The following is a 17,966-nucleotide window of genomic DNA, read 5'->3' as shown; positions in this document are numbered from 1 at the left end:
AAGCGAAGCCTTGCCGTAAGTGTTCTTGACGGGGTGCGCGCCGAGGTCGCGGACCAGACCGATCGGTGGCGGTTGTGGGCGCCGGTCTTCTTCGGCGGTGGCTGCGCGATCTATTTTGCCCTGAAGGTCGAGCCGGCGAGTTGGCCGCTGATGGTCGCGGCGGTGCTGGCCGGCGGGGCCTGGCTGGCGGCGCGGCGGTTGGGGCTGGCGCGACGCTGGACCTTGATCCTGTTGATGATGGCCTGTCTGTGCAGCGGGGCGGCGGTGGCCAAGCTGCGGACCGAGGCGGTCAGCGGGCCGATTGCCCCGGCCTTGGCCGAACCGACCATGGTCGAGGCCTGGGTCATGGATGTCGACAGTCCCGGCGAGCGCGGCGCGCGAATCGTCGTGGCGCCGGTGCGGATCAGAGGACTGGCGCCCGAGGCGACGCCGGTGCGGTTGCGGGCCACGGTGCGGGGCGAGCCGCCGGCGCCGGGGACGGCGGTGCGGCTCTATGGCATTCTGAATCCGCCGCCGTCGCCGGCCAGTCCGGGGGCCTATGATTTTGGCCGCAACGCCTATTTTCAGGGTATGGGCGGGACGCTGTTCGCCTTGGGCCAGACGCGGCCGACTGTCCTGCCCGAGCCGCCGTGGCGGGTGCGGATGGCGATGAAGATCAATGCGGCGCGATACGCCTTGGCGCAGCGGATCGTGGCGCGGCTGGGCGAGCGGACCGGCGGGATCGCCGCCGCCATGACCACGGGGCACGAGACCTGGATCGGGCGCGAGGATCTGGACGCCATGCGCGATTCCGGGCTGGCCCACATCCTGTCGATTTCGGGCCTGCACATGGCTATCGTCGGCGGCTTCGTCTTCTTCGGCGTTCGCTTGGGCGTGGCGGCCTGGCCGTGGCTGGCGCTGCGGGTGTCGGGCAAGAAGGTGGCGGCGGTCGCGGGGCTGATCGCGGTCGGGACCTATCTGGTGGTGTCGGGCGCACCGCCGCCGGCCGAGCGGTCGGCGATCACGGCCTCCATCGCCTTTGTCGCCATCCTGCTGGACCGACAGGCGGTGACCATGCACGCCCTCGCGGTTGCGGCCTTCGCCGTCCTGTTGCTGCAGCCCGAGGCCATCGTTACGCCGGGGTTTCAGATGTCGTTCGCGGCGACGGCGGCTCTGGTGGCGCTGGTCGAGGTCTGGCCGCGCCGGATCAAGGAAATTTCGGCGCCCTGGCCCATCGTCGCAGCCCAACGACTGGGGAACTGGCTGCTGGTCGCCTGCACCGCCAGTCTGGTGGCGGGCATGGCGACGGGTCCGTTCGCGATGCAGCATTTCAACCGCACGGCCATCTACGGCCTGGTCGCCAACCTGGCCACGTCGCCGATCGCGGACTTCATCCTGATGCCGGCGCTGGCGCTGGGCGCGGCGCTGGAGCCTTTGGGCTTGGGCGCGCCCTTCCTGTGGCTGGCGGGCAAGGGCGTCGATCTGATGCTGGCTATCGGCCACTGGACAGCGGAGCTACCGGGGGCGGTGCAGACCGTGGCGAGCGCCCCGGCAGCGGCTTTGCCGGTCGCCTTTTTCGGCATCCTGTTCATCTGCCTGTGGCGAGGGCGGTTGCGCTGGCTGGGCCTGCCGCTGGCGGCGGCGGTGCTGATCTGGCCGCGCCCGACCGCGCCCGACCTGTGGATCGGCGACGGCGGGACCAATGCCGCGTTTCATCAGGGCGACGCGGCGGTCGTCGTGCGCCCCGGCGTACGTCAGTTCGCGGCGGACCTATGGTCGCGGCGGCGCGGCCTGACCCTGACCCCGCGCTCGGACGAGGGCTGGACCTGCAAGCGGTCGCTCTGCACGCCGGAATCGGCCGAGGCCGGGCCGGTCGCCCTGTGGTGGGGTAAGAAGCCGCCATCGGCGGAACAACTGGATGCCCTGTGCCGTTCGGCGTCGGTCGTCAGCAGCCGCGCCGAGCTGGCCTCGCTGCCGGCCTCATGCGCCGGGCGGTTGGTGCTGGACGGGGTCGACTATGCACGCGGCGGCTCAGTCGAGTTGTGGCGCGTCGGCAAGGGCTGGAAAGCGGTTTGGGCGGCCGACGTGCGCGGGCAGCGGCCCTGGACCCGTCAGGCCGACCCCGATTTCAGTGATAACGGCGGATAAGGCCGACCAGCTTGCCCTGAACCGCAACCTGATCCGAGCCATAGATCTTGGTCTCGTAGTTGCGGTTGGCGGGCTCCAGCGCGATCGAAGCGCCCTTCTTGCGAAGGCGTTTCAGCGTCGCCTGCTCGCCTTCGACCAGGGCCACCACGATCTCGCCGGACGAGGCGTCCGCAGTCGACTTGATGATGACCATGTCGCCGTTGAGGATGCCCGCCTCGATCATCGAGTCGCCCTCGATCTCGAGCAGATAGTGTTCGCCCGCGCCCAGCATGGCTTCCGGCACCGGATAGCGGGCGGTTTCATGCTCGATGGCGTCGATGGGCGTGCCCGCCGCGATCTTGCCCATCAGCGAAAGTTCGCGGGTGTCGTTAGCCGGCTCGGCGCTCTTCGGACGACCGCCTCCCTCAATGACGCCGGGCTTGAAGCCCGCATGGCCGCGCGGCGCGCCCGCCGTGGCCTGTTCCGGCAGCTTGACGACTTCCAGCGCGCGGGCGCGGTGCGCCAGGCGGCGGATGAAGCCGCGCTCTTCCAGCGCCGTGATCAGCCGGTGGATGCCGGATTTGGACGCCAGATCAAGCGCCTCCTTCATCTCGTCGAAGGAGGGCGAGACGCCCGTCTCCTTGATGCGCTCATGGATGAACATCAGGAGTTCGTGCTGCTTCTTGGTGAGCATCGGTATCGGGCTTCCAGAACAAGGCGTGAACCGTTGTCGATGTTCTGTAAGTGTTCTTGCCTAATGTCAACTTAACGCCAGCAGGGCCTTGGTGGCGGCTTCGACGTCGGCCTGACGCATCAGGCTTTCGCCGACCAGAATGGCCTGGGCGTGAGCGTCGGCGACGCGGACGACGTCGTCGGGGGTGAAAATGCCGCTTTCGGCCACCAGCAAGGCTTTGACGGGGCTGAGCATAGACAGGAGCTCGGTCGTGGCCAGATTGACCTCGAATGTGCGCAGGGAGCGGTTGTTGACCCCGACCAGGGCGTCGTCCCGATCGCTTACAAGCGCGCAGGCGCGGGCCATTTCGGCCTCGTCGTGGGTCTCGATCAGGGCGTCCATGCCAAAACGCTCGGCCTCGGCCAGCAGCTCGGCGGCCAGGGCGTCGTCGATCATGGCCAGGATGATCAGGATGCAGTCGGCGCCCAGGGCGCGGCTTTCGGCCACCTGCCAGGGATCGACCAGGAATTCCTTGCGCATGCAGGGCAGGGCGACCGCGTCGCGGGCGGCGGCCAGGAAGGCGTCGTCGCCCTGGAAGCTGGGGCCGTCGGTCAGGACCGACAGGCAGGCGGCGCCGCCGCGCTCATAGGCCTTGGCCAGCGCCGGCGGGTCGAAGTCGGCGCGGATCAGCCCCTTGGACGGGCTGGCCTTCTTGATCTCGGCGATCAGGGCGGGACGGCCGGTGTCCTGGGTGACGCGTTCCAGCGCGGCGCGGAAGCCGCGCGGAGGCGAGACCTGGGCGGCGCGGGCCTCGATGGCGTCCTGAGAGGTCGCGGCCTTGCGGGCGGCCACGTCGTCGCGCTTGTAAGCGGCGATCTTCGCCAAAACGTCGGTCATGCCGCCTCTTTTTTAGGATTGGGGTCAGGTTCGATAGGGGTGTTGGTGACGCGCATCAGGGTTTCGAGCGCGACGGCCGCGCGACCGTCGTCGATGACGGCTGCGGCCAGTTCAGCGCCTTCGCGCAGGTCCGCGGCCCGGTCGGCCACGACCAGAGCGGCCGCTGCATTCAGCACCACGATGTCGCGATAGGGGCCGCGTTCACCGGCGAGCAGGGCCTTCAGCGCCGCCGCATTGTGCTGAGCGTCGCCGCCGCGCAGGTCGTCCAGCGTGGCCAGCGGCAATCCGGCGTCGGCGGGGGTGACGGTGAAGCGACGGACGGCGCCGTCCTTCCACTCGGCCACCTCGGTCGGGCCGGTCGTGGTCAGTTCGTCCAGGCCCTGGCCGTGGACGGTCCAGGCGCGACGGGCGCCGAGGCGTCCCAAGACTTCGACCAGAGGTTCGAGCAGGGCGGGATCATAGACGCCCATGACCTGACGCGTCGCATGTGCTGGATTACAAAGCGGTCCCAGCAGGTTGAAAACCGTACGGAAACCGATCTCGGCCCGCACCGGACCGACGTGGCGCATGGCCCCGTGATAGGTGGGGGCAAACAGGAAGGCGATGCCGGCCTGATCCAGGGCGCGGGCCTGTTGCGCCGGCGTGGCGTCCAGATTGACGCCCAGCGCGGCCAACACGTCGGACGAGCCGGACTTGGAACTGATGGCGCGGTTGCCGTGCTTGGCGACCTTCAACCCGGCACCCGCCAGAACGAAGGCGGCGGCCGTCGAGACGTTATAGGTGTGCTGGCCGTCGCCGCCGGTGCCGCAGGTGTCGATCACCTCGTCGAAGGAGTGATCCAGCGACAGGGCGGCGTCGCGCATGGCGGTGGCGAAGGCGACGATTTCGTCCACCGTCTCGCCGCGGATGCGCAGGGCCGTGACGGCGGCGGCGACCTGAGACGGGGTCGGCTCGCCGCGCAGGCAGGCGGAGAAAAAGGCGTGGGCTTCTTCCGGCGTCAGGACGCGTCCGTCGACCAGCTTGGCCAGCAGGGGCTTGAAACCGTCCATGGCGATCAGACCGCCGCCAGACGTTTGACGCCCGCCAGATCGAGGAAGTTGGCGATCATGTCGTGGCCGTGCTCGGTGGCGATGGATTCTGGGTGGAACTGGACGCCGTGGATCGGCCGGGTGCGGTGGGCCAGACCCATGATCTCGCCGTCGGCGGTCCAGGCGGTGACTTCCAGTTCGTCCGGCAGGGTTTCGCGACGCACGGCCAGCGAGTGATAGCGGGTGGCGGTGAAGGGCGAGGGCAGGCCGGCGAAGACGCTGCGGCCCTCATGCAGGATGGGCGAGGTCTTGCCGTGCATCAGGGTCTTGGCGCGGACGACCTCGCCGCCAAAGGCCTGACCGATGGCCTGATGGCCCAGGCAGACGCCGAAGATGGGCATGTCCAGCGGTGCGGTCGTGATCAGGGGCAGGCAGATGCCGGCCTGATCCGGGGCGCAGGGGCCGGGCGACAGCAGCACGGCTTCGGGCTTCAACGCCCAGGCTTCTTGCACCGTCAGGTCGTCATTACGGACGACATGCGTCTGGGCGCCCAACTCCGCGAGGTAGTGGACGAGGTTGTAGGTAAAGCTGTCGTAGTTATCGACGACGAGGATCATGGCGGGGTTCTTAGGACGGGAGGGAGGGCACGCCAAGCGGAGGCGAAACGAAAGCGGACGTTAAGCTGTCCGCGCGATACAAGAGCATCGCCATCGGAAGAAATCCGTCTTGACCGCCATGAACGCCATCCGCGACGCCCGGGCTATGCTGAACGAGCCGCCCACCCCGCAGCCGAAACCGCTGCGCCTGCTGGCGGCGGCGGCCTTCGCCGCGACGGCGGCGGTGCTTCTGGCGGGGAGCATGGTGGTGGGCCCCGGCGTGTCGTTCGACCAGGGTTCCACGGTTTCCAATCCTTAGACTGAGCCGTTGCCTTGGCCGCGCGTGGTCGCGGTGAACCGCCACGAGTCCTCGGCCGCCTTCATCGGAGCGCGGGCCTTGGCCAGGGTTTCGGCGTATTCGGCGGCGGGGTCGCTGTCCGCCACGACGCCGGCGCCGGCCTGAACGAAAATCTTGTCTTTAGCGAACATGGCGGTGCGCAGGACGATGCAGATGTCCGCCTCGCCATTGGCCGAGATATAGCCCACGCCGCCGCCGTAGCCGACGCCGCGCTTCTCGGTCTCCAACTCGTCGATGATCTCCATGGCCCGGACCTTGGGCGCGCCGGATAGCGTGCCGGCGGGAAGCGCCGCCAGAAGCGTGTCCACGGCGTCCAGCTTGGGATCGGCGGCGCCGTGCACATTCGAGACGATGTGCATGACCTGGCTGTAGCGTTCGACGACGAAGCTTTCCGTCACCTCGACCGAGCCGGGCGATGAGACCCGACCGACGTCGTTGCGGCCCAGGTCGAGCAGCATCAGGTGTTCGGCGCGTTCCTTGGGATCGGCCAGAAGCTCGGCTTCCAGGGCCTTGTCCGCCTCGGGCGTGGCGCCGCGCGGGCGGGTGCCGGCCAGGGGGCGGATGGTGACGCGGCCGTCCTTCAACCGGACCAGGATTTCCGGACTGGACCCGGCCAGCTGGAAATCGACGTAGTCTAGGAAGAACAGATAGGGCGATGGATTGCCGCGACGCAGCGACCGATAAAAGGCGAACGGGTCCTGGCTCCACGGCGCCGAGAAGCGGTGGGCCAACACGACCTGGAAGATGTCGCCAGCGGTGATGTAGTCCTTGGCCTTGGCGACCATGGCGTCGAAACCGGCGGCGTCGACGGGCGTGTGGAAATCGGGCGCGGGCAGAGGCTCGGCCTCGCGCTGGATCGGCAGCGGGCTGCGCAGGCGCTCCTCGAAATCGTCAAGGCGTGCAATGGCCGCCGAGAAAGCCGTGTCGGGCTCGGCGCCGCTGTCGGGATAGGCGGCGGCGATCAGGACGATCTCGTGCTTTACCGAATCGAAGATCGCGACCAGCGACGGGCGCGCCATGACGGCGTCGGGCAGGTTCAGCGGGTCCGGGTTGGCAGGGCCTAGCGGCTCCAGCAGCCGCACCATGTCATAGCCGAAGACGCCGAACAGGCCGGCGGCCATGGGCGGCAGGTCGTCGGGCAGGTCGAACTTGGTGGCCGCGATCAAGGCGCGCAGGGAGTCCAGCGCAGGCCGGTCCTCAAGCGTGAAGCGGTGGGCCAGGACGGCCTCGCCGCGCGCCATCTCGGCCTGACCGTCACGGCAGCGCCAGACAACATCGGGAGCCAGGGTGACGATCGAATAGCGGCCGTTGACCGCGCCGCCTTCGACCGATTCCAGCAGGCTGGCGTAGGGCCGCCCGTGACCGACCTTGAGGAAGGCCGAGACGGGCGTCTCCAGGTCGTCGATCAAGCGACGCACGACGACCTGGGGGTGGCCCGACGTCAGGCCCGAGACAAACGCGGCGCGTTCGGTTTCTTGTCCGAGGCCTGGGCTCATTTCTTGACGGGCGCGGCCGGAGCCGCCGGAGCTTCAACACCCAGAGCGGCCAGGGCGGCTGCCGGGTCGTTCTTGGCCTTGGTGCGGACGGCGGCGGCGGTGAAGCTCTGTTCGACCATGGCGTTGGCCAGCGCCTGGGTCAGGCGCGGACGCACCTGCTCGACCAGCGGGGCGGCGAGGGCCGGGACGGCGCCGTGGATGGCGTCGACATGGCCGACCACGAAGCTGGTCTGCGACTGGGCGCCGCTGAAGACCTGGCCCTTGCCCTGACCGAACAGGCCGCGCAGCACGCCTTCGCCCAGTTGGGTCTGGCTGTCGCGGCTCTGCTGGACGCCGGCGCGGGTGGTCAGTTCGGCGCCGGAGGTGGCGGCCACCTTGGCGATGTCCTCGCCGGCGCGGACGCGACCGGCCAGTTCCTCGGCCTTGGCCGACAGGCGACGAGCGTTTTCGCGCAGGGTCCATTGCTGGGCCAGCGGTGCGCGGACTTCAGCCAGGGTCGGCAGCGAGGCCGGGCGGATGTCGTCGACGCGGACGGCGAAATACTGGCCTTCGCCAGCGTCGATGATGTCGCTCTCGCCGCCCTTGGACAGGGCGTAAGCCGACTCGAAGATCTGACGCGGAGCGTTCAGCGGCTGACCATCCGGCAGGCGGCCGTCGGCGGTGAAGGGCGGCAGTTGCACCAGGCGCGCGCCGACCGACTGGGCGGCGTCGGCCAGGTTTTTGCCGTCTTGACGGGCCTTTTCGTACTTCTCGACCTTGGCGTAGGTCTCGCCCTTGGCGTCTTCGGCGCGCAACTCCTGGACCAGGGCGTTGCGGACGCTTTCCAGGGTGGCGGGGGCGCCGGCGGTGACGGCCGTCACCTTGGCGACCGTGAAGCCGAGGCGGCCCTGGATCGGGTTGGAGACCTGATCGACCGGCAGGGCGAAGACGGCGGCGGCGACGGCCGGATCCCCCAGAGCGCTCTGCGGCGTATCGACGTAGTTGCCGGGCTCGATCTTGTTGGCGGCGGCGACCTGGGCCGGGGTCTGGCCGGCGCGCAGGGCGGCGGCGATGCGGTCAGCGGTTTCCTTGTTCGGCGCGGCCAGCGTTACGAACGTGCGCTTTTCGGCGCTCGACAGGGCGGCCTTGCGGAACTCGAAGCGTTCGCGAATGCGCTCTTCGCTGATCGGGGCCGGCTGGCTGTTCGGAGCCGCGTTGAACAGCACGATCGAGATCATGCGGAATTCGGGACGGCGCAGCTGCGCGGCGTTCTCGTTGAGGAAGGCGGTCAGCTGGGCGTCGGTGGGGTCGGGGGTCTGACCGGCCATCGCCTGGGTCACGGTGAACCAGCGTCCGTCGCGCGTTTCCAGCGCCTGACCGGCCAGCAGGGCGCCGTAGATGCGAGGCACGCGGGCGCCGGCGAAGACAGCCGCGCCGAACTGGCTGGCGACATACTGATCGCGCAGGTCCTGCTCCAGCATTTCCGACGTCATGCCCTGGGCGGCCAGAGCCTGCTGGTAGCGGTCCTGATCGAACTGGCCAGTAACCTGATTGAAGAAGGCCGGGATCTGGCGAATCTGCTTCAGCACCAGTTCCTTGCCGGGGCGGATGCCGGCGTTCCAGGCCCAGGCGAGGAAGCCCAGGCGCTGGGTCTGGCTTTCCAGATACTGAGTGTGGATGTTCTCCTTGACCATGTCGTCGAACGACACGGGGCGACCGGCCTGCTCCTGCAGGTTGGCGCGAACGCGCTCAAAGTCGCCGCGGAACTGCTGGGCGCCGATGCTGCGGTCGCCAGCGTCGATGACGTGTTTCGGGCCGAGGCTCGAGAACACATCCGACTGAGCGCCCACGATCAGGAAGCTGAGGATGATCAAGGCGAACAGGCCGGCGGCCCATTTCGACTTGGAGAAGTTGCGGAACAGCGAGATCATCGAGACAGAACCTGACGAGGGCCGGCGTCAAAGGGGCGCCACGCTCGCCTATAAGGGCAGTCCCTAGGGCGCCGCAAGCGGACGCACCCCAACATCTTGGCTTCCGCGACAACGGCGCCTAAACAGGCCCCATGAAACAATCTGTGAAGCTGGTCGCCGGCAACTGGAAAATGAACGGCCTGGGCGTGAGCCTGGGCGAGGGTGAAGCGCTGGCTAAAGCCTTGCAGGAACAGGCCGCTGCCTGCCGCGTGGCGCTGTGCCCGCCTGCAACCCTGACCGAGCGGATGGCGCGCGCCTTGGCCGGAAGCCCGGTCGAACTGGGCGGTCAGGACTGTCACGCGGAGGCCTCGGGCGCTTTCACGGGTTCCGTCTCCGCCGCCATGCTAGCCGACGCTGGGGCGACCCTGGTGATTCTCGGCCACTCCGAACGCCGCGCCGGATTCGGGGAAAGCGACGCGGACGTCGCCGCCAAGGTCGAAGCCGCGCTGGCCGCGGGTCTGGAGCCGATCATCTGCATCGGCGAGACCCTGGCCGAACGTGAAGCGGGTCAGGCGGTCGAGGTGGTCAGCCGCCAAGTGGCTGGTTCGTTGCCGGCCAGGCTGTCCGGCAAGGCTTTCGCCGTCGCCTATGAGCCGGTCTGGGCCATCGGCACGGGCCTGACGCCGACGCTGGAACAGATCGAGGAAGTTCACGTCGCCGTGCGCGCCGCCATGGTTGCGCGGCTGGGCGAGGGCGGTCGGGTCGCGCCGATCCTGTACGGCGGGTCGGTGAAGCCGTCGAACGCTGCCGAAATTCTAGCCGTGGCCGAGGTCGGCGGGGCCCTGGTCGGGGGCGCTTCGCTGAAGGCCGAGGATTTTCTGGGCATCATCCGCGCCGCCTAGAGGGCCCTATGCCAGGCCTGTTTTCGTTCGGCGTTTGCCCCGGTCCCGCATCGGTGTTAGACGCCGCCGCTTGATCGGCGCATCTGCGCGCCCACATGATTGACACCATGCTCCAGACCATCTTGCTCGTCGCCATGATCCTGATCTCGGTCGCTTTGGCAGCCGTGATCCTGCTGCAACGCTCTGAGGGCGGCGCCCTGGGCATGGGCGGAGGCCCGTCGGGCTTCATGACCGCCCGCGGCGCGGGCAACCTGCTGACCCGGGCGACTTCGGTTCTGGCCGTGCTCTTCTTCGTGTGCGCCATCAGCCTGACCATCGCGGGCAACTTCGCTCGCGGCTCGCGTTCGGTGATCGATGCGGACGCCGTCGGCGCCATCGCGGTCGGCAACGAACAGCAGACCGCTCCGGCCGAACAGCCGGCGCAAGTCGCTCCGGCCAAGCCCGCAGCACCGTCGCTCGACGATCTGGAGGCCAGCCTGCCGGCGGCCTCGACCCCCGCGACGCCGGCTCCGGCACCCTAGTCGGTCCGACAGTCACGAATTCCAGAAAGCGCGCCCTACGGCGCGCTTTCTTCTTTTGTTCAACGGTTGTTTTGCGTCGGGCCATGCTCCCGCCGCGAATCATGGAGTAAGGTGTCCGCCCATGGCTCGCTATGTGTTCATCACCGGCGGCGTGGTTTCCTCGCTAGGAAAAGGCCTCGCCTCCGCCGCTCTCGGCGCTCTTTTGCAGGCGCGAGGTTACAAGGTCCGTCTGCGCAAGCTGGACCCTTATCTGAACGTCGATCCGGGGACGATGAGCCCCTATCAGCACGGCGAAGTCTTCGTGACCGACGACGGCGCCGAGACCGACCTCGATCTGGGCCACTATGAGCGCTTCACCGGCGTCTCGGCGGCCAAGTCGGACAACGTCACGACCGGACGCATCTATTCGACCATCCTGGAGAAGGAGCGTCGCGGCGATTATCTGGGCGCGACCGTTCAGGTGATTCCGCACGTCACCGACCAGATCAAACAATTCTGCCTCAGCCCGGCCAAGACGGACGCGGGCGAGGACGTGGACTTCGTCCTGGTCGAGATCGGCGGCACTGTCGGCGACATCGAGGGCCTGCCCTTCTTCGAGGCGATCCGCCAACTGGGCCAGGACCTGCCGCGCGGCCAGTCCTGCTTTGTCCACCTGACCTTGCTGCCGTTCATCAAGACGGCCGGCGAGATGAAGACCAAGCCGACGCAGCACTCGGTTAAGGAACTGCGCTCCATCGGGATTCAGCCGGACATCCTGCTGTGTCGCTGCGAACAGCCGATCCCGGCTGACGAGAAACGCAAGATCGGCCTGTTCTGCAACGTGCGGGAAAGCGGCGTGATCCAGGCGATGGACTCGGCCGACATCTACGCTGTGCCGCTGGACTATCACCACCAAGGTCTGGACAGCGAAGTTCTGGCCCACTTCGGCCTCAACGATGCGCCCAAGCCTGACCTGTCCAGCTGGGAAGAGATCGTGCGCCGTCGCCTGCATCCGGACGGCGAAGTGACCATCGCCGTGGTCGGCAAATATACGGTGCTAAAGGACGCCTATAAGTCCCTGATTGAGGCCCTGCATCACGGCGGCGTGGCCAATAACGTCAAGGTCAATATCGACTGGGTCGAGGCCGACACCTTCGAAGGCGATCCCCAGGCCTGCCAGGAGCGTCTGCAAGGCGCCCACGCGGTTCTGGTGCCGGGCGGCTTCGGCGAACGCGGCGCCGAGGGCAAGATCGAGGCGGCGCGCTTTGCTCGTGAGCGCAAGATTCCCTACTTCGGCATCTGCTTCGGCATGCAGATGGCGGTGATCGAGGCGGCGCGGAACCTGGCGGGCTTCCCCAAGGCGACCTCGACTGAGTTCGGCCCTGCGGAAGAACCCGTCGTCGGCCTGATGACCGAATGGACCCAGGGCAACCAGCGCGTCCTGCGTCAGCAGGGCGGCGATCTGGGCGGCACCATGCGTCTGGGCGCCTATGATTCGACCCTGGCCGAAGGCTCGAAGATCGCGGAGATCTACGGCACGACCGAGATCAGCGAACGCCACCGTCACCGCTATGAGGTGAACATCAATTATCGCGAGGCGATAGAGCAGAAGGCGGGTCTGATTTTCGCCGGCCTGTCGCCTGACGGCGTCCTGCCCGAGACGGTCGAGCGCGCGGACCATCCCTGGTTCATTGGCGTCCAGTACCACCCGGAACTGAAGAGCCGCCCGTTCGCGCCGCACCCGCTGTTCGCCAGCTTCATCGGCGCGGCGGTCGTTCAGAGCCGGCTGGTCTAGCGGCGGGCTTCACGCACGCTTGTTGCAGCGTTTGTCCAGTGTTGTGCCAATATGGGCCGCAATCACTGGACAGACGCAAATGGCGGGTGAAATTCTCTATTTCCTGCATCGGCATTTCAAGGCCGTCCTGATCCTTGGAATGATCGCGAGTCTCGGCGTGCTGTTCGCCGTGGCGAACGCGACGTTTCTGCATCTGGATCTTTAGCCGCCAGGCGACGCGTGGCGTGGCCATGCAGGCGGCGGACGTATGGCCCGCCGCCTTTCTGAGCCTATCGGCCGGACTTCGCCGTCGTCGCCGGCCCGTAGAAGAGGGCGTTGAACAGCAGGCGGGCCGAGGACCGGGCCTGGGCGCGGTTGACCACGTCGGGGCCGAGCACGATCACCCGGCCCGCGCCGTGCGGCAGGTCGAGGATGGCGTCCGAGCCCGACAGCTTCTGCGGGCCGATGGCCCAGCCGCTCGAAACCGTCACCTGCTGCGGATAGCGGACGATGGAGCCGGTTTCCCCGGTGTGGCGGAAGCCCGAGTTGCGGTTGAAGAAGACGTCCATCCGGTCCGAGGCGCCGAAGGCCAGGGGCTGGGTGTTGTCGACCTCGGTGCGCAGGATGGCGCCGGGGATGAAGAAGTCGGTCGAGGCCGGGGCCTTGCCGTCCGCACCCAGCAGCACGTCCTGAACCGGCGCGCCCAGGGCCGTGGCCAGACGGTGGGCCGAGCCGATGGTCACCACGCTGCCGCCGCCGCGCACGAAGGCGTCGATCTGCGGCACGGAGGTCTCGGTCGTGATCTTGCCCAGCCAGCCGCGATACTCGGCCGGGATGGCGTCGGGTTCGGGTTGCTTGTCGTCGGCGTCCTGAGCCGCCGCCGACAGGTTGGCGGGGATCATGTCCGAGGCGAAGACCAGGACGTCGAAATCCTTGGCCAGATCGCCCGCGTCCAGACGCTGCGGATAGACCACCTCGAACGGATACTCGAACTGCTCCAGCATGAAGCGGGTCCAGCCCGAGGCCATCGAGCCGCCGTAGCGGTCGACGAGACCGACGCGCACCGGCTTCAGCGCGATCTTGTCGCCGCCCGGCGCGCGGGCGGCGGCGTGGGCGTTCAGGCCCAGGTCACGCACGGCGGCCTCGACGATCGGACGGGCCTTGGCGTCGGCGGGGATCCACAGGGCGCCGGGGGCCAGGATGGCGCGGCCCGCGCGGGTCTCGCCTTCCTGCCAATAGACGGGCACGCCCGCCGCCAGCAGGCGGTTGGTCAGGATGTAGCCGTTGACCGGGGCGTGATCGATCAGCCAGCCGGCGCGGCCCGAACCCTCGATCTTGCCGGGCGGCGGGGCCATGACGTCGGCGACGCGCTCGGTCGGGGCCTCGAAGCCGTCGAGGATGCGGTCGAACTTGACCCCCATCTGCAGCGCCAGCGTATAGCCGGTCGCGTCATAGGGCAGGGCGGGCGGGCCGCCCGGGTATTGCAGGTCGTGCGGGTGGTCCTGCGGCTCGAACATGTCCAGCACGTGCGGGCGATAGGCCTGGGCCGTCTTCACCACATAGGAGCCGGCCGGATAGGTCTTGCCGCCGACGGTGAAGGCGCGCGTGGCGCGGTCCACGTCGACGCCCGTCTTGACCAGGCTGTTGAGGAAGGCGACGGCGTTGGGCAGGTCGGCCTGATCCGCCGGGATGACATAGCCGCGCGGATCGCGACGGCTCGGATCGTGCAACACCTTGTCATACAGGGTCGGATCGACGCCGCGACGACCGGCGTTTTCGCCCGCCGCTTCGACCAGGGCCTCGACGCCGGTCGGCGTGATGCGCCAGGTGTCGGTGTTGCCCTTGTCGATGGCGTTCTGGCCCATGCGCCAGATGTTGAACAGCAGCCGGTCCTTGTTGCGCGAGGCGTAGTTCAGCACGGCGCGGTTGATCGACTGCGAGTATTCGATCGACTGGGCGAAATGCCAGGTCTGGGGTGCGACCGGCATGGGCAGATCGTTGCGGGCCAGCTGGTTCTGCGGGATCAGGCTGATCTGGCTCGGCGTCGGGTGGCCGGTGATCTCGGTCAGCAGGCCGACGGCGTTGTGGAAGTAGGTGATGGAGCGTTCCATCCCGTTGTTCCAGGTCGAGTAGCTGGCGCCGCTGCGCATGGTCGAGCCGGGCTTGCCCTCTTCGATCAGGCGGCTGTGCATGGCCGCGCCGACTTCGGACAACGTGCCCATGACCAGCGGGTCGTAGTTGTAATTGAAGGGGTCGCGGAAGGGCGGCATGAAGACCACGGTCCCGGCGGGCGCCGTCTGGTGGTGATTGTAGATGATCTGCGGGAACCACTCGCGGAAGAACTGGCGGTTGACGTTGGTCGTCTCGGCCATGGCCGACAGGTAGTAGTCACGGTTGTTATCGTGACCGACGTACTTCTGGTACAACACCGGGATCGAGGCGAACTCGCGCTTCAGCGGGTCCGCGTTGCGCATGTACCAGTTGGAGACCAGCTCCATCCCATCCGGGTTCAGCGGCGCGAACAGGATGATGGTGTCGTTCAGAACGCGCAGGGCCTCGGGGTCCTCGGCGGTCAGCCATTCGTGCACGGCGGCGATCAGGGCTTGCGGCGGGACGGTCTCGGTCGAGTGCAGACCGCCGTCGATCCAGACCACGGCTTTGCCCTCGGCGGACAGGACGCGCGCCTGTTCCTCGCTGACGCCCTCGGCCTTGGCCAGACGACGCGCGATCTCCTGATAGCGGTCCAGATGGGCCAGGTTCTCAGGCGTGGAGACGATGGCGATATACTGGGTGCGGCCCTCGGACGACTTGCCGATCTCGACCAGCTTCATCCGGTCCGACTGGCTGGCCAGCGTCTTCAGATAGGCTTCCCACTGGGTGTAGTTGATCAGGTGGTAGTCGGCCCCGACCTCATGGCCGAAGGCCTCACGCGGCGAGGTGATGCGCGAGGTCGTCGCGGATGCGTTCGCCGGTGCGGCGGCGGGCGGCTGGGCCAGTACGCCCTCATAGGCCAGGGCGCTGGTCGCCGACAGCAGCAAGGCCGCCAATCCAGCTGCCCAGGGGGCGGTTACTCGGGTCATGCGAACTCCTGGGACGTCTTCTGATTGCGATCCATAGTCAAGCTTGTCGCGGGCTTCGTCAAAGCCGGAGTTCGTCTGGCGGGGCGACACCCGAAAATTTTCGAGCGTCGAGCAGGTCTTAGCGGCTTGGCGAGAGATCGTCGGCGCCCAGGTCCAGCAGGGTGAGCCGGTCGCACAGCGTCGAAGGGGCGGTCGTTGTCAGCACCGGGGTCGTGGACCGTCTGCTGCGCGCCAACAAAGGGGGCTCGACGGAGGATCGTCAAATTGACCGTTCTCGATGGGGCGGTCAGCCGTCTCCACCCGACGGTTCAGCGTTGGACTGACAGCGCGCTTCCGAAGGGTCTCCCGAGAACCGTACCGATCACGAAGCGGCCGCTGGTCAGGCCGAAGCACATCATGACGTCATGAGCGGCGAACCTTCAGCGAGGTGCATTTACCGCACCGTCGGGGTCGACCAGGGCCAGAGCGAAATCCATCGACAGCCGTCACGTCGCCAAAGCGGCAGCTCAGTGGCGCATGAGCCCGACCGGAGCCGACGGTACGGCCATGCGCCGGATCGCCTTCACCAGACGAGCGGCAACCGCCAGCCACCAGCCTACCGGAACTCGTCGTAGACGACTTGGACGATTTCTCCCGTAGCAACGTCGACCAGGATGGCGTCTGGTCCGTAGCGCACCCATTCATAACCGACGGGAGGGATGTCCAGGCCGAACAGCCAGTAGTCCGACAGCCAGTATTGCTCGTCCCAGAAGATCAGCGGGAGCATTTCACCGAACCGCCAGCGCCGGTACTCGAAGCCTTCGGGGCCGTGATAAGGGCCAATGCGATGACCTTCATTGGCCTGGAAGTTGTGGTTCATGAAGTCACGGTCGAAGGAAGGGCGATTCTGAATTCCTTCCGGTCGGCTCGGTGGCATGTAGTCACGCGGCATTCTTTGCGGTTCACCGCGAGGCATGGGTCCCATGTCCCTTTGCGGTCCACGCTGCATATCGCTGCGGGGCGCCTGCATCTGCATCTGCCGGTGTTGCATATCTCCCGGCGGTTGCTGCATCTGCCCGTGCTGCGCATCCGGGTTCGAAGCGGCGTAGCTTGAAGCGGCGAGCGCGCCCGTGGAAGCGGTCAAGGCGACGAACGTGGTCAGCAGAATGCGACGGTTCATGGCGAAGCTCCTTGAATTCGACGGCGTTGCGAGGAGATTTGAAGGCCTCATAACGTCGTTCCATTCTGAAAGGTTGCGCCCCGGCGTCATGACGACGGCTCGGCGGTAAAGTCCCCGCCTAGGGCCTCGATCAAGGCGACGGCGGCCAGTTGGCGGGTGAGGACGGACTGGGCCAAGGCGCGGCGCGCGCTCAGGGCCGTAGCCTGGGCGACGACGACGTCTGTATAGGCGACCAACCCCGCGCGATACTGATTGAGGCTGATCTGCTCGGCGGCGTCGGCGGCTGCCGAGGCTTCGGCGAGGTGCTGGTTCTGCTGGGCGAGAATCCGCGTCGCGGCCAGTTGGTCTTCGACATTCCGGAAGGCGGTCAGGGTGATCTGACGGTATTGGGCCACGGCCTGATCATAGGCCGCGCGCGCCTGTTCCGTTCGACCGCGACGGGCGCCGCCGTCGAACACCGTCTCGGCCAAGGCGACGCCCAGCGACCACAGGCTGGACGAGGCGTCGAACAGGCGGTTCAGTTGCGAAGCGGCTCCGCCATAGTCGCCCGTCAGGGTGATGACGGGGAAATAGGCGGCTTCCGCCACCCCGATCTGGGCGTTGGCCGCCGCGACCCGGCGCTCGGCCGCGGCGATGTCGGGGCGGCGTTGCAGCAGGGCCGAAGGCAACTCTACGGGAACGTCGGGCGCGGTCTGCGACCATGAGGGGGCGACGGCCAGGGTGAAGTCGGCGGGCACCTGTCCGATCAGGACGGCGATGGCGTGTTCGGCCTGGGCGCGTTGCTGGGTCAGGGCCGACAGGCTGGCCTGGGCGTTGGCGAGCTGGGTTTCGGCCAGAAGGACGTCGCTGCGGGCGGCGATCCTGGCGTCGTACCGGTTGCTGGTGATCTGAAGCGATCGCGCATAGCCGTCGACCGTAGCTGCGACGAGGGCGATCTCGGCGTCTGCCTCGCGCAGTTGCAGATAGTTGGCCGCTAGTTCGCCCTGCGCCGAGAGCTTGGCGGCGGCGAGATCCCCGGCGCTGGCCTGGGCTAGGGCTCCGGCGGCCTCGACGGCGCGCCGCACGGCGCCCCAGACGTCCGGCGCCCAGGTTCCGCCGATGTCGAAGCGATAGGCATTGGCGGTGGATGCTCCCCCGCCGAGGCTGGCGGCTTTTGCACGCTGGCCTGACCCCTCCAGAAGCACGGTCGGGAAATAGGCCGCGCGCTGCTCTCGCACGAGGGCGCGCGCCTGACGGTAGGCGGCCTCGGCGGCCGCGAGATTCTGGTTGGAGACCTCCAGCCGCTGCTGCAGCGCGTCCAGAATGGGATCGTTGAACACCCGCCACCAGTCACGGCGATCGACGGCGTCGGCCGGGACGGCTTGCATCCAGCCCTCGGTCGGCGCCACGGCCTCCTTGTAGGCGGCGGAGATGGGCGTCGTGGGTCGGACATAGTTGGGGCCCGACGCGCAGGCCGTCAGAACCAGGCCGCCGACCACACTGATGCAGACCACGGTACGCATCTTCGT

General features: G+C 67.7%; 15 protein-coding genes. 6 read left to right on the top strand and 9 right to left on the bottom strand.

The features are described from left to right. The first annotated feature begins 33 nt into the window (after positions 1–33). Positions 34–2,127, top strand: coding sequence for a ComEC/Rec2 family competence protein (locus AB4Y68_RS01905; protein ID WP_441453563.1), 2,094 nt, complete (start codon positions 34–36; stop codon positions 2,125–2,127). Here the strand turns inward: AB4Y68_RS01905 and lexA are convergent. The 4 genes from lexA to AB4Y68_RS01885 form a co-directional block, all read right to left on the bottom strand. Beyond that, positions 2,108–2,800: a transcriptional repressor LexA gene (lexA, locus tag AB4Y68_RS01900; RefSeq protein WP_441453561.1), complete on the bottom strand. Its 693-nt coding sequence runs from the start codon at positions 2,798–2,800 to the stop codon at positions 2,108–2,110. The genes AB4Y68_RS01905 and lexA overlap by 20 nt on opposite strands. Positions 2,801–2,866: 66 nt before the next feature. Then, complete coding sequence (gene trpC, locus AB4Y68_RS01895) at positions 2,867–3,676, bottom strand: indole-3-glycerol phosphate synthase TrpC (RefSeq protein WP_441453559.1); 810 nt, start codon at positions 3,674–3,676, stop codon at positions 2,867–2,869. After that, positions 3,673–4,725 (bottom strand): anthranilate phosphoribosyltransferase, encoded by a 1,053-nt coding sequence (gene trpD / locus AB4Y68_RS01890; protein ID WP_441453557.1) that lies wholly within the window; start codon positions 4,723–4,725, stop codon positions 3,673–3,675. The genes trpC and trpD overlap by 4 nt, the downstream gene beginning before the upstream one ends. 5 nt (positions 4,726–4,730) lie before the next feature. Then, positions 4,731–5,321 carry an anthranilate synthase component II gene (locus tag AB4Y68_RS01885; RefSeq protein WP_441453555.1) on the bottom strand — a complete coding sequence of 197 codons (591 nt, stop codon included), beginning with the start codon at positions 5,319–5,321 and terminating at the stop codon, positions 4,731–4,733. 118 nt (positions 5,322–5,439) lie between these two features. Here AB4Y68_RS01885 and AB4Y68_RS01880 point away from each other — a divergent pair, with 118 nt between their 5' ends. Beyond that, positions 5,440–5,619 carry a hypothetical protein gene (locus AB4Y68_RS01880; RefSeq protein WP_441453808.1) on the top strand — a complete coding sequence of 60 codons (180 nt, stop codon included), beginning with the start codon at positions 5,440–5,442 and terminating at the stop codon, positions 5,617–5,619. Here AB4Y68_RS01880 and trpE read toward each other — a convergent pair. Beyond that, the gene (trpE, locus tag AB4Y68_RS01875; RefSeq protein WP_441453553.1) at positions 5,616–7,154 is read right to left on the bottom strand and encodes an anthranilate synthase component I; all 1,539 of its coding nucleotides are present in this window, start codon (positions 7,152–7,154) and stop codon (positions 5,616–5,618) included. The two genes, AB4Y68_RS01880 and trpE, sit on opposite strands and share 4 nt — an antisense overlap. Next, positions 7,151–9,064, bottom strand: a complete 1,914-nt coding sequence (locus tag AB4Y68_RS01870; RefSeq protein WP_441453551.1) for a SurA N-terminal domain-containing protein — start codon at positions 9,062–9,064, stop codon at positions 7,151–7,153. The genes trpE and AB4Y68_RS01870 overlap by 4 nt, the downstream gene beginning before the upstream one ends. Before the next feature lie 131 nt (positions 9,065–9,195). Here AB4Y68_RS01870 and tpiA point away from each other — a divergent pair, with 131 nt between their 5' ends. The 4 genes from tpiA (at position 9,196) to AB4Y68_RS01850 (ending at position 12,445) form a co-directional block, all read left to right on the top strand. Continuing rightward, entirely contained in the window at positions 9,196–9,945 is a 750-nt protein-coding gene (gene tpiA, locus AB4Y68_RS01865) for a triose-phosphate isomerase (RefSeq protein WP_441453549.1), read from the top strand. Positions 9,946–10,052: 107 nt separating this feature from the next. Then, positions 10,053–10,466 (top strand): preprotein translocase subunit SecG, encoded by a 414-nt coding sequence (secG, locus tag AB4Y68_RS01860; RefSeq protein WP_441453547.1) that lies wholly within the window; start codon positions 10,053–10,055, stop codon positions 10,464–10,466. Positions 10,467–10,587: 121 nt separating this feature from the next. Then, positions 10,588–12,240: a CTP synthase gene (locus AB4Y68_RS01855; protein WP_441453545.1), complete on the top strand. Its 1,653-nt coding sequence runs from the start codon at positions 10,588–10,590 to the stop codon at positions 12,238–12,240. Positions 12,241–12,319: 79 nt separating this feature from the next. Next, positions 12,320–12,445, top strand: coding sequence for a hypothetical protein (locus AB4Y68_RS01850; protein ID WP_441453543.1), 126 nt, complete (start codon positions 12,320–12,322; stop codon positions 12,443–12,445). Positions 12,446–12,509: 64 nt separating this feature from the next. Here the strand turns inward: AB4Y68_RS01850 and AB4Y68_RS01845 are convergent, their stop codons facing one another. The 3 genes from AB4Y68_RS01845 to AB4Y68_RS01835 form a co-directional block, all read right to left on the bottom strand. Continuing rightward, a complete protein-coding gene (locus tag AB4Y68_RS01845; RefSeq protein ID WP_441453541.1) occupies positions 12,510–15,299 on the bottom strand; it encodes a M14 family metallopeptidase in 2,790 nt (929 codons plus the stop codon). Positions 15,300–15,894: 595 nt separating this feature from the next. Further along, positions 15,895–16,458 carry an RcnB family protein gene (locus tag AB4Y68_RS01840; protein WP_441453540.1) on the bottom strand — a complete coding sequence of 188 codons (564 nt, stop codon included), beginning with the start codon at positions 16,456–16,458 and terminating at the stop codon, positions 15,895–15,897. Positions 16,459–16,544: 86 nt separating this feature from the next. Then, entirely contained in the window at positions 16,545–17,960 is a 1,416-nt protein-coding gene (locus AB4Y68_RS01835) for an efflux transporter outer membrane subunit (protein ID WP_441453538.1), read from the bottom strand. Positions 17,961–17,966 lie beyond the last annotated feature (6 nt).

Origin of the sequence: Brevundimonas sp. 2YAF1 (assembly GCF_052114745.1) — a bacterium.
Lineage (GTDB): Bacteria > Pseudomonadota > Alphaproteobacteria > Caulobacterales > Caulobacteraceae > Brevundimonas.
Note: the sequence above shows the minus strand (reverse complement) of the source record. Positions and strands in the feature narration are given on the sequence as shown.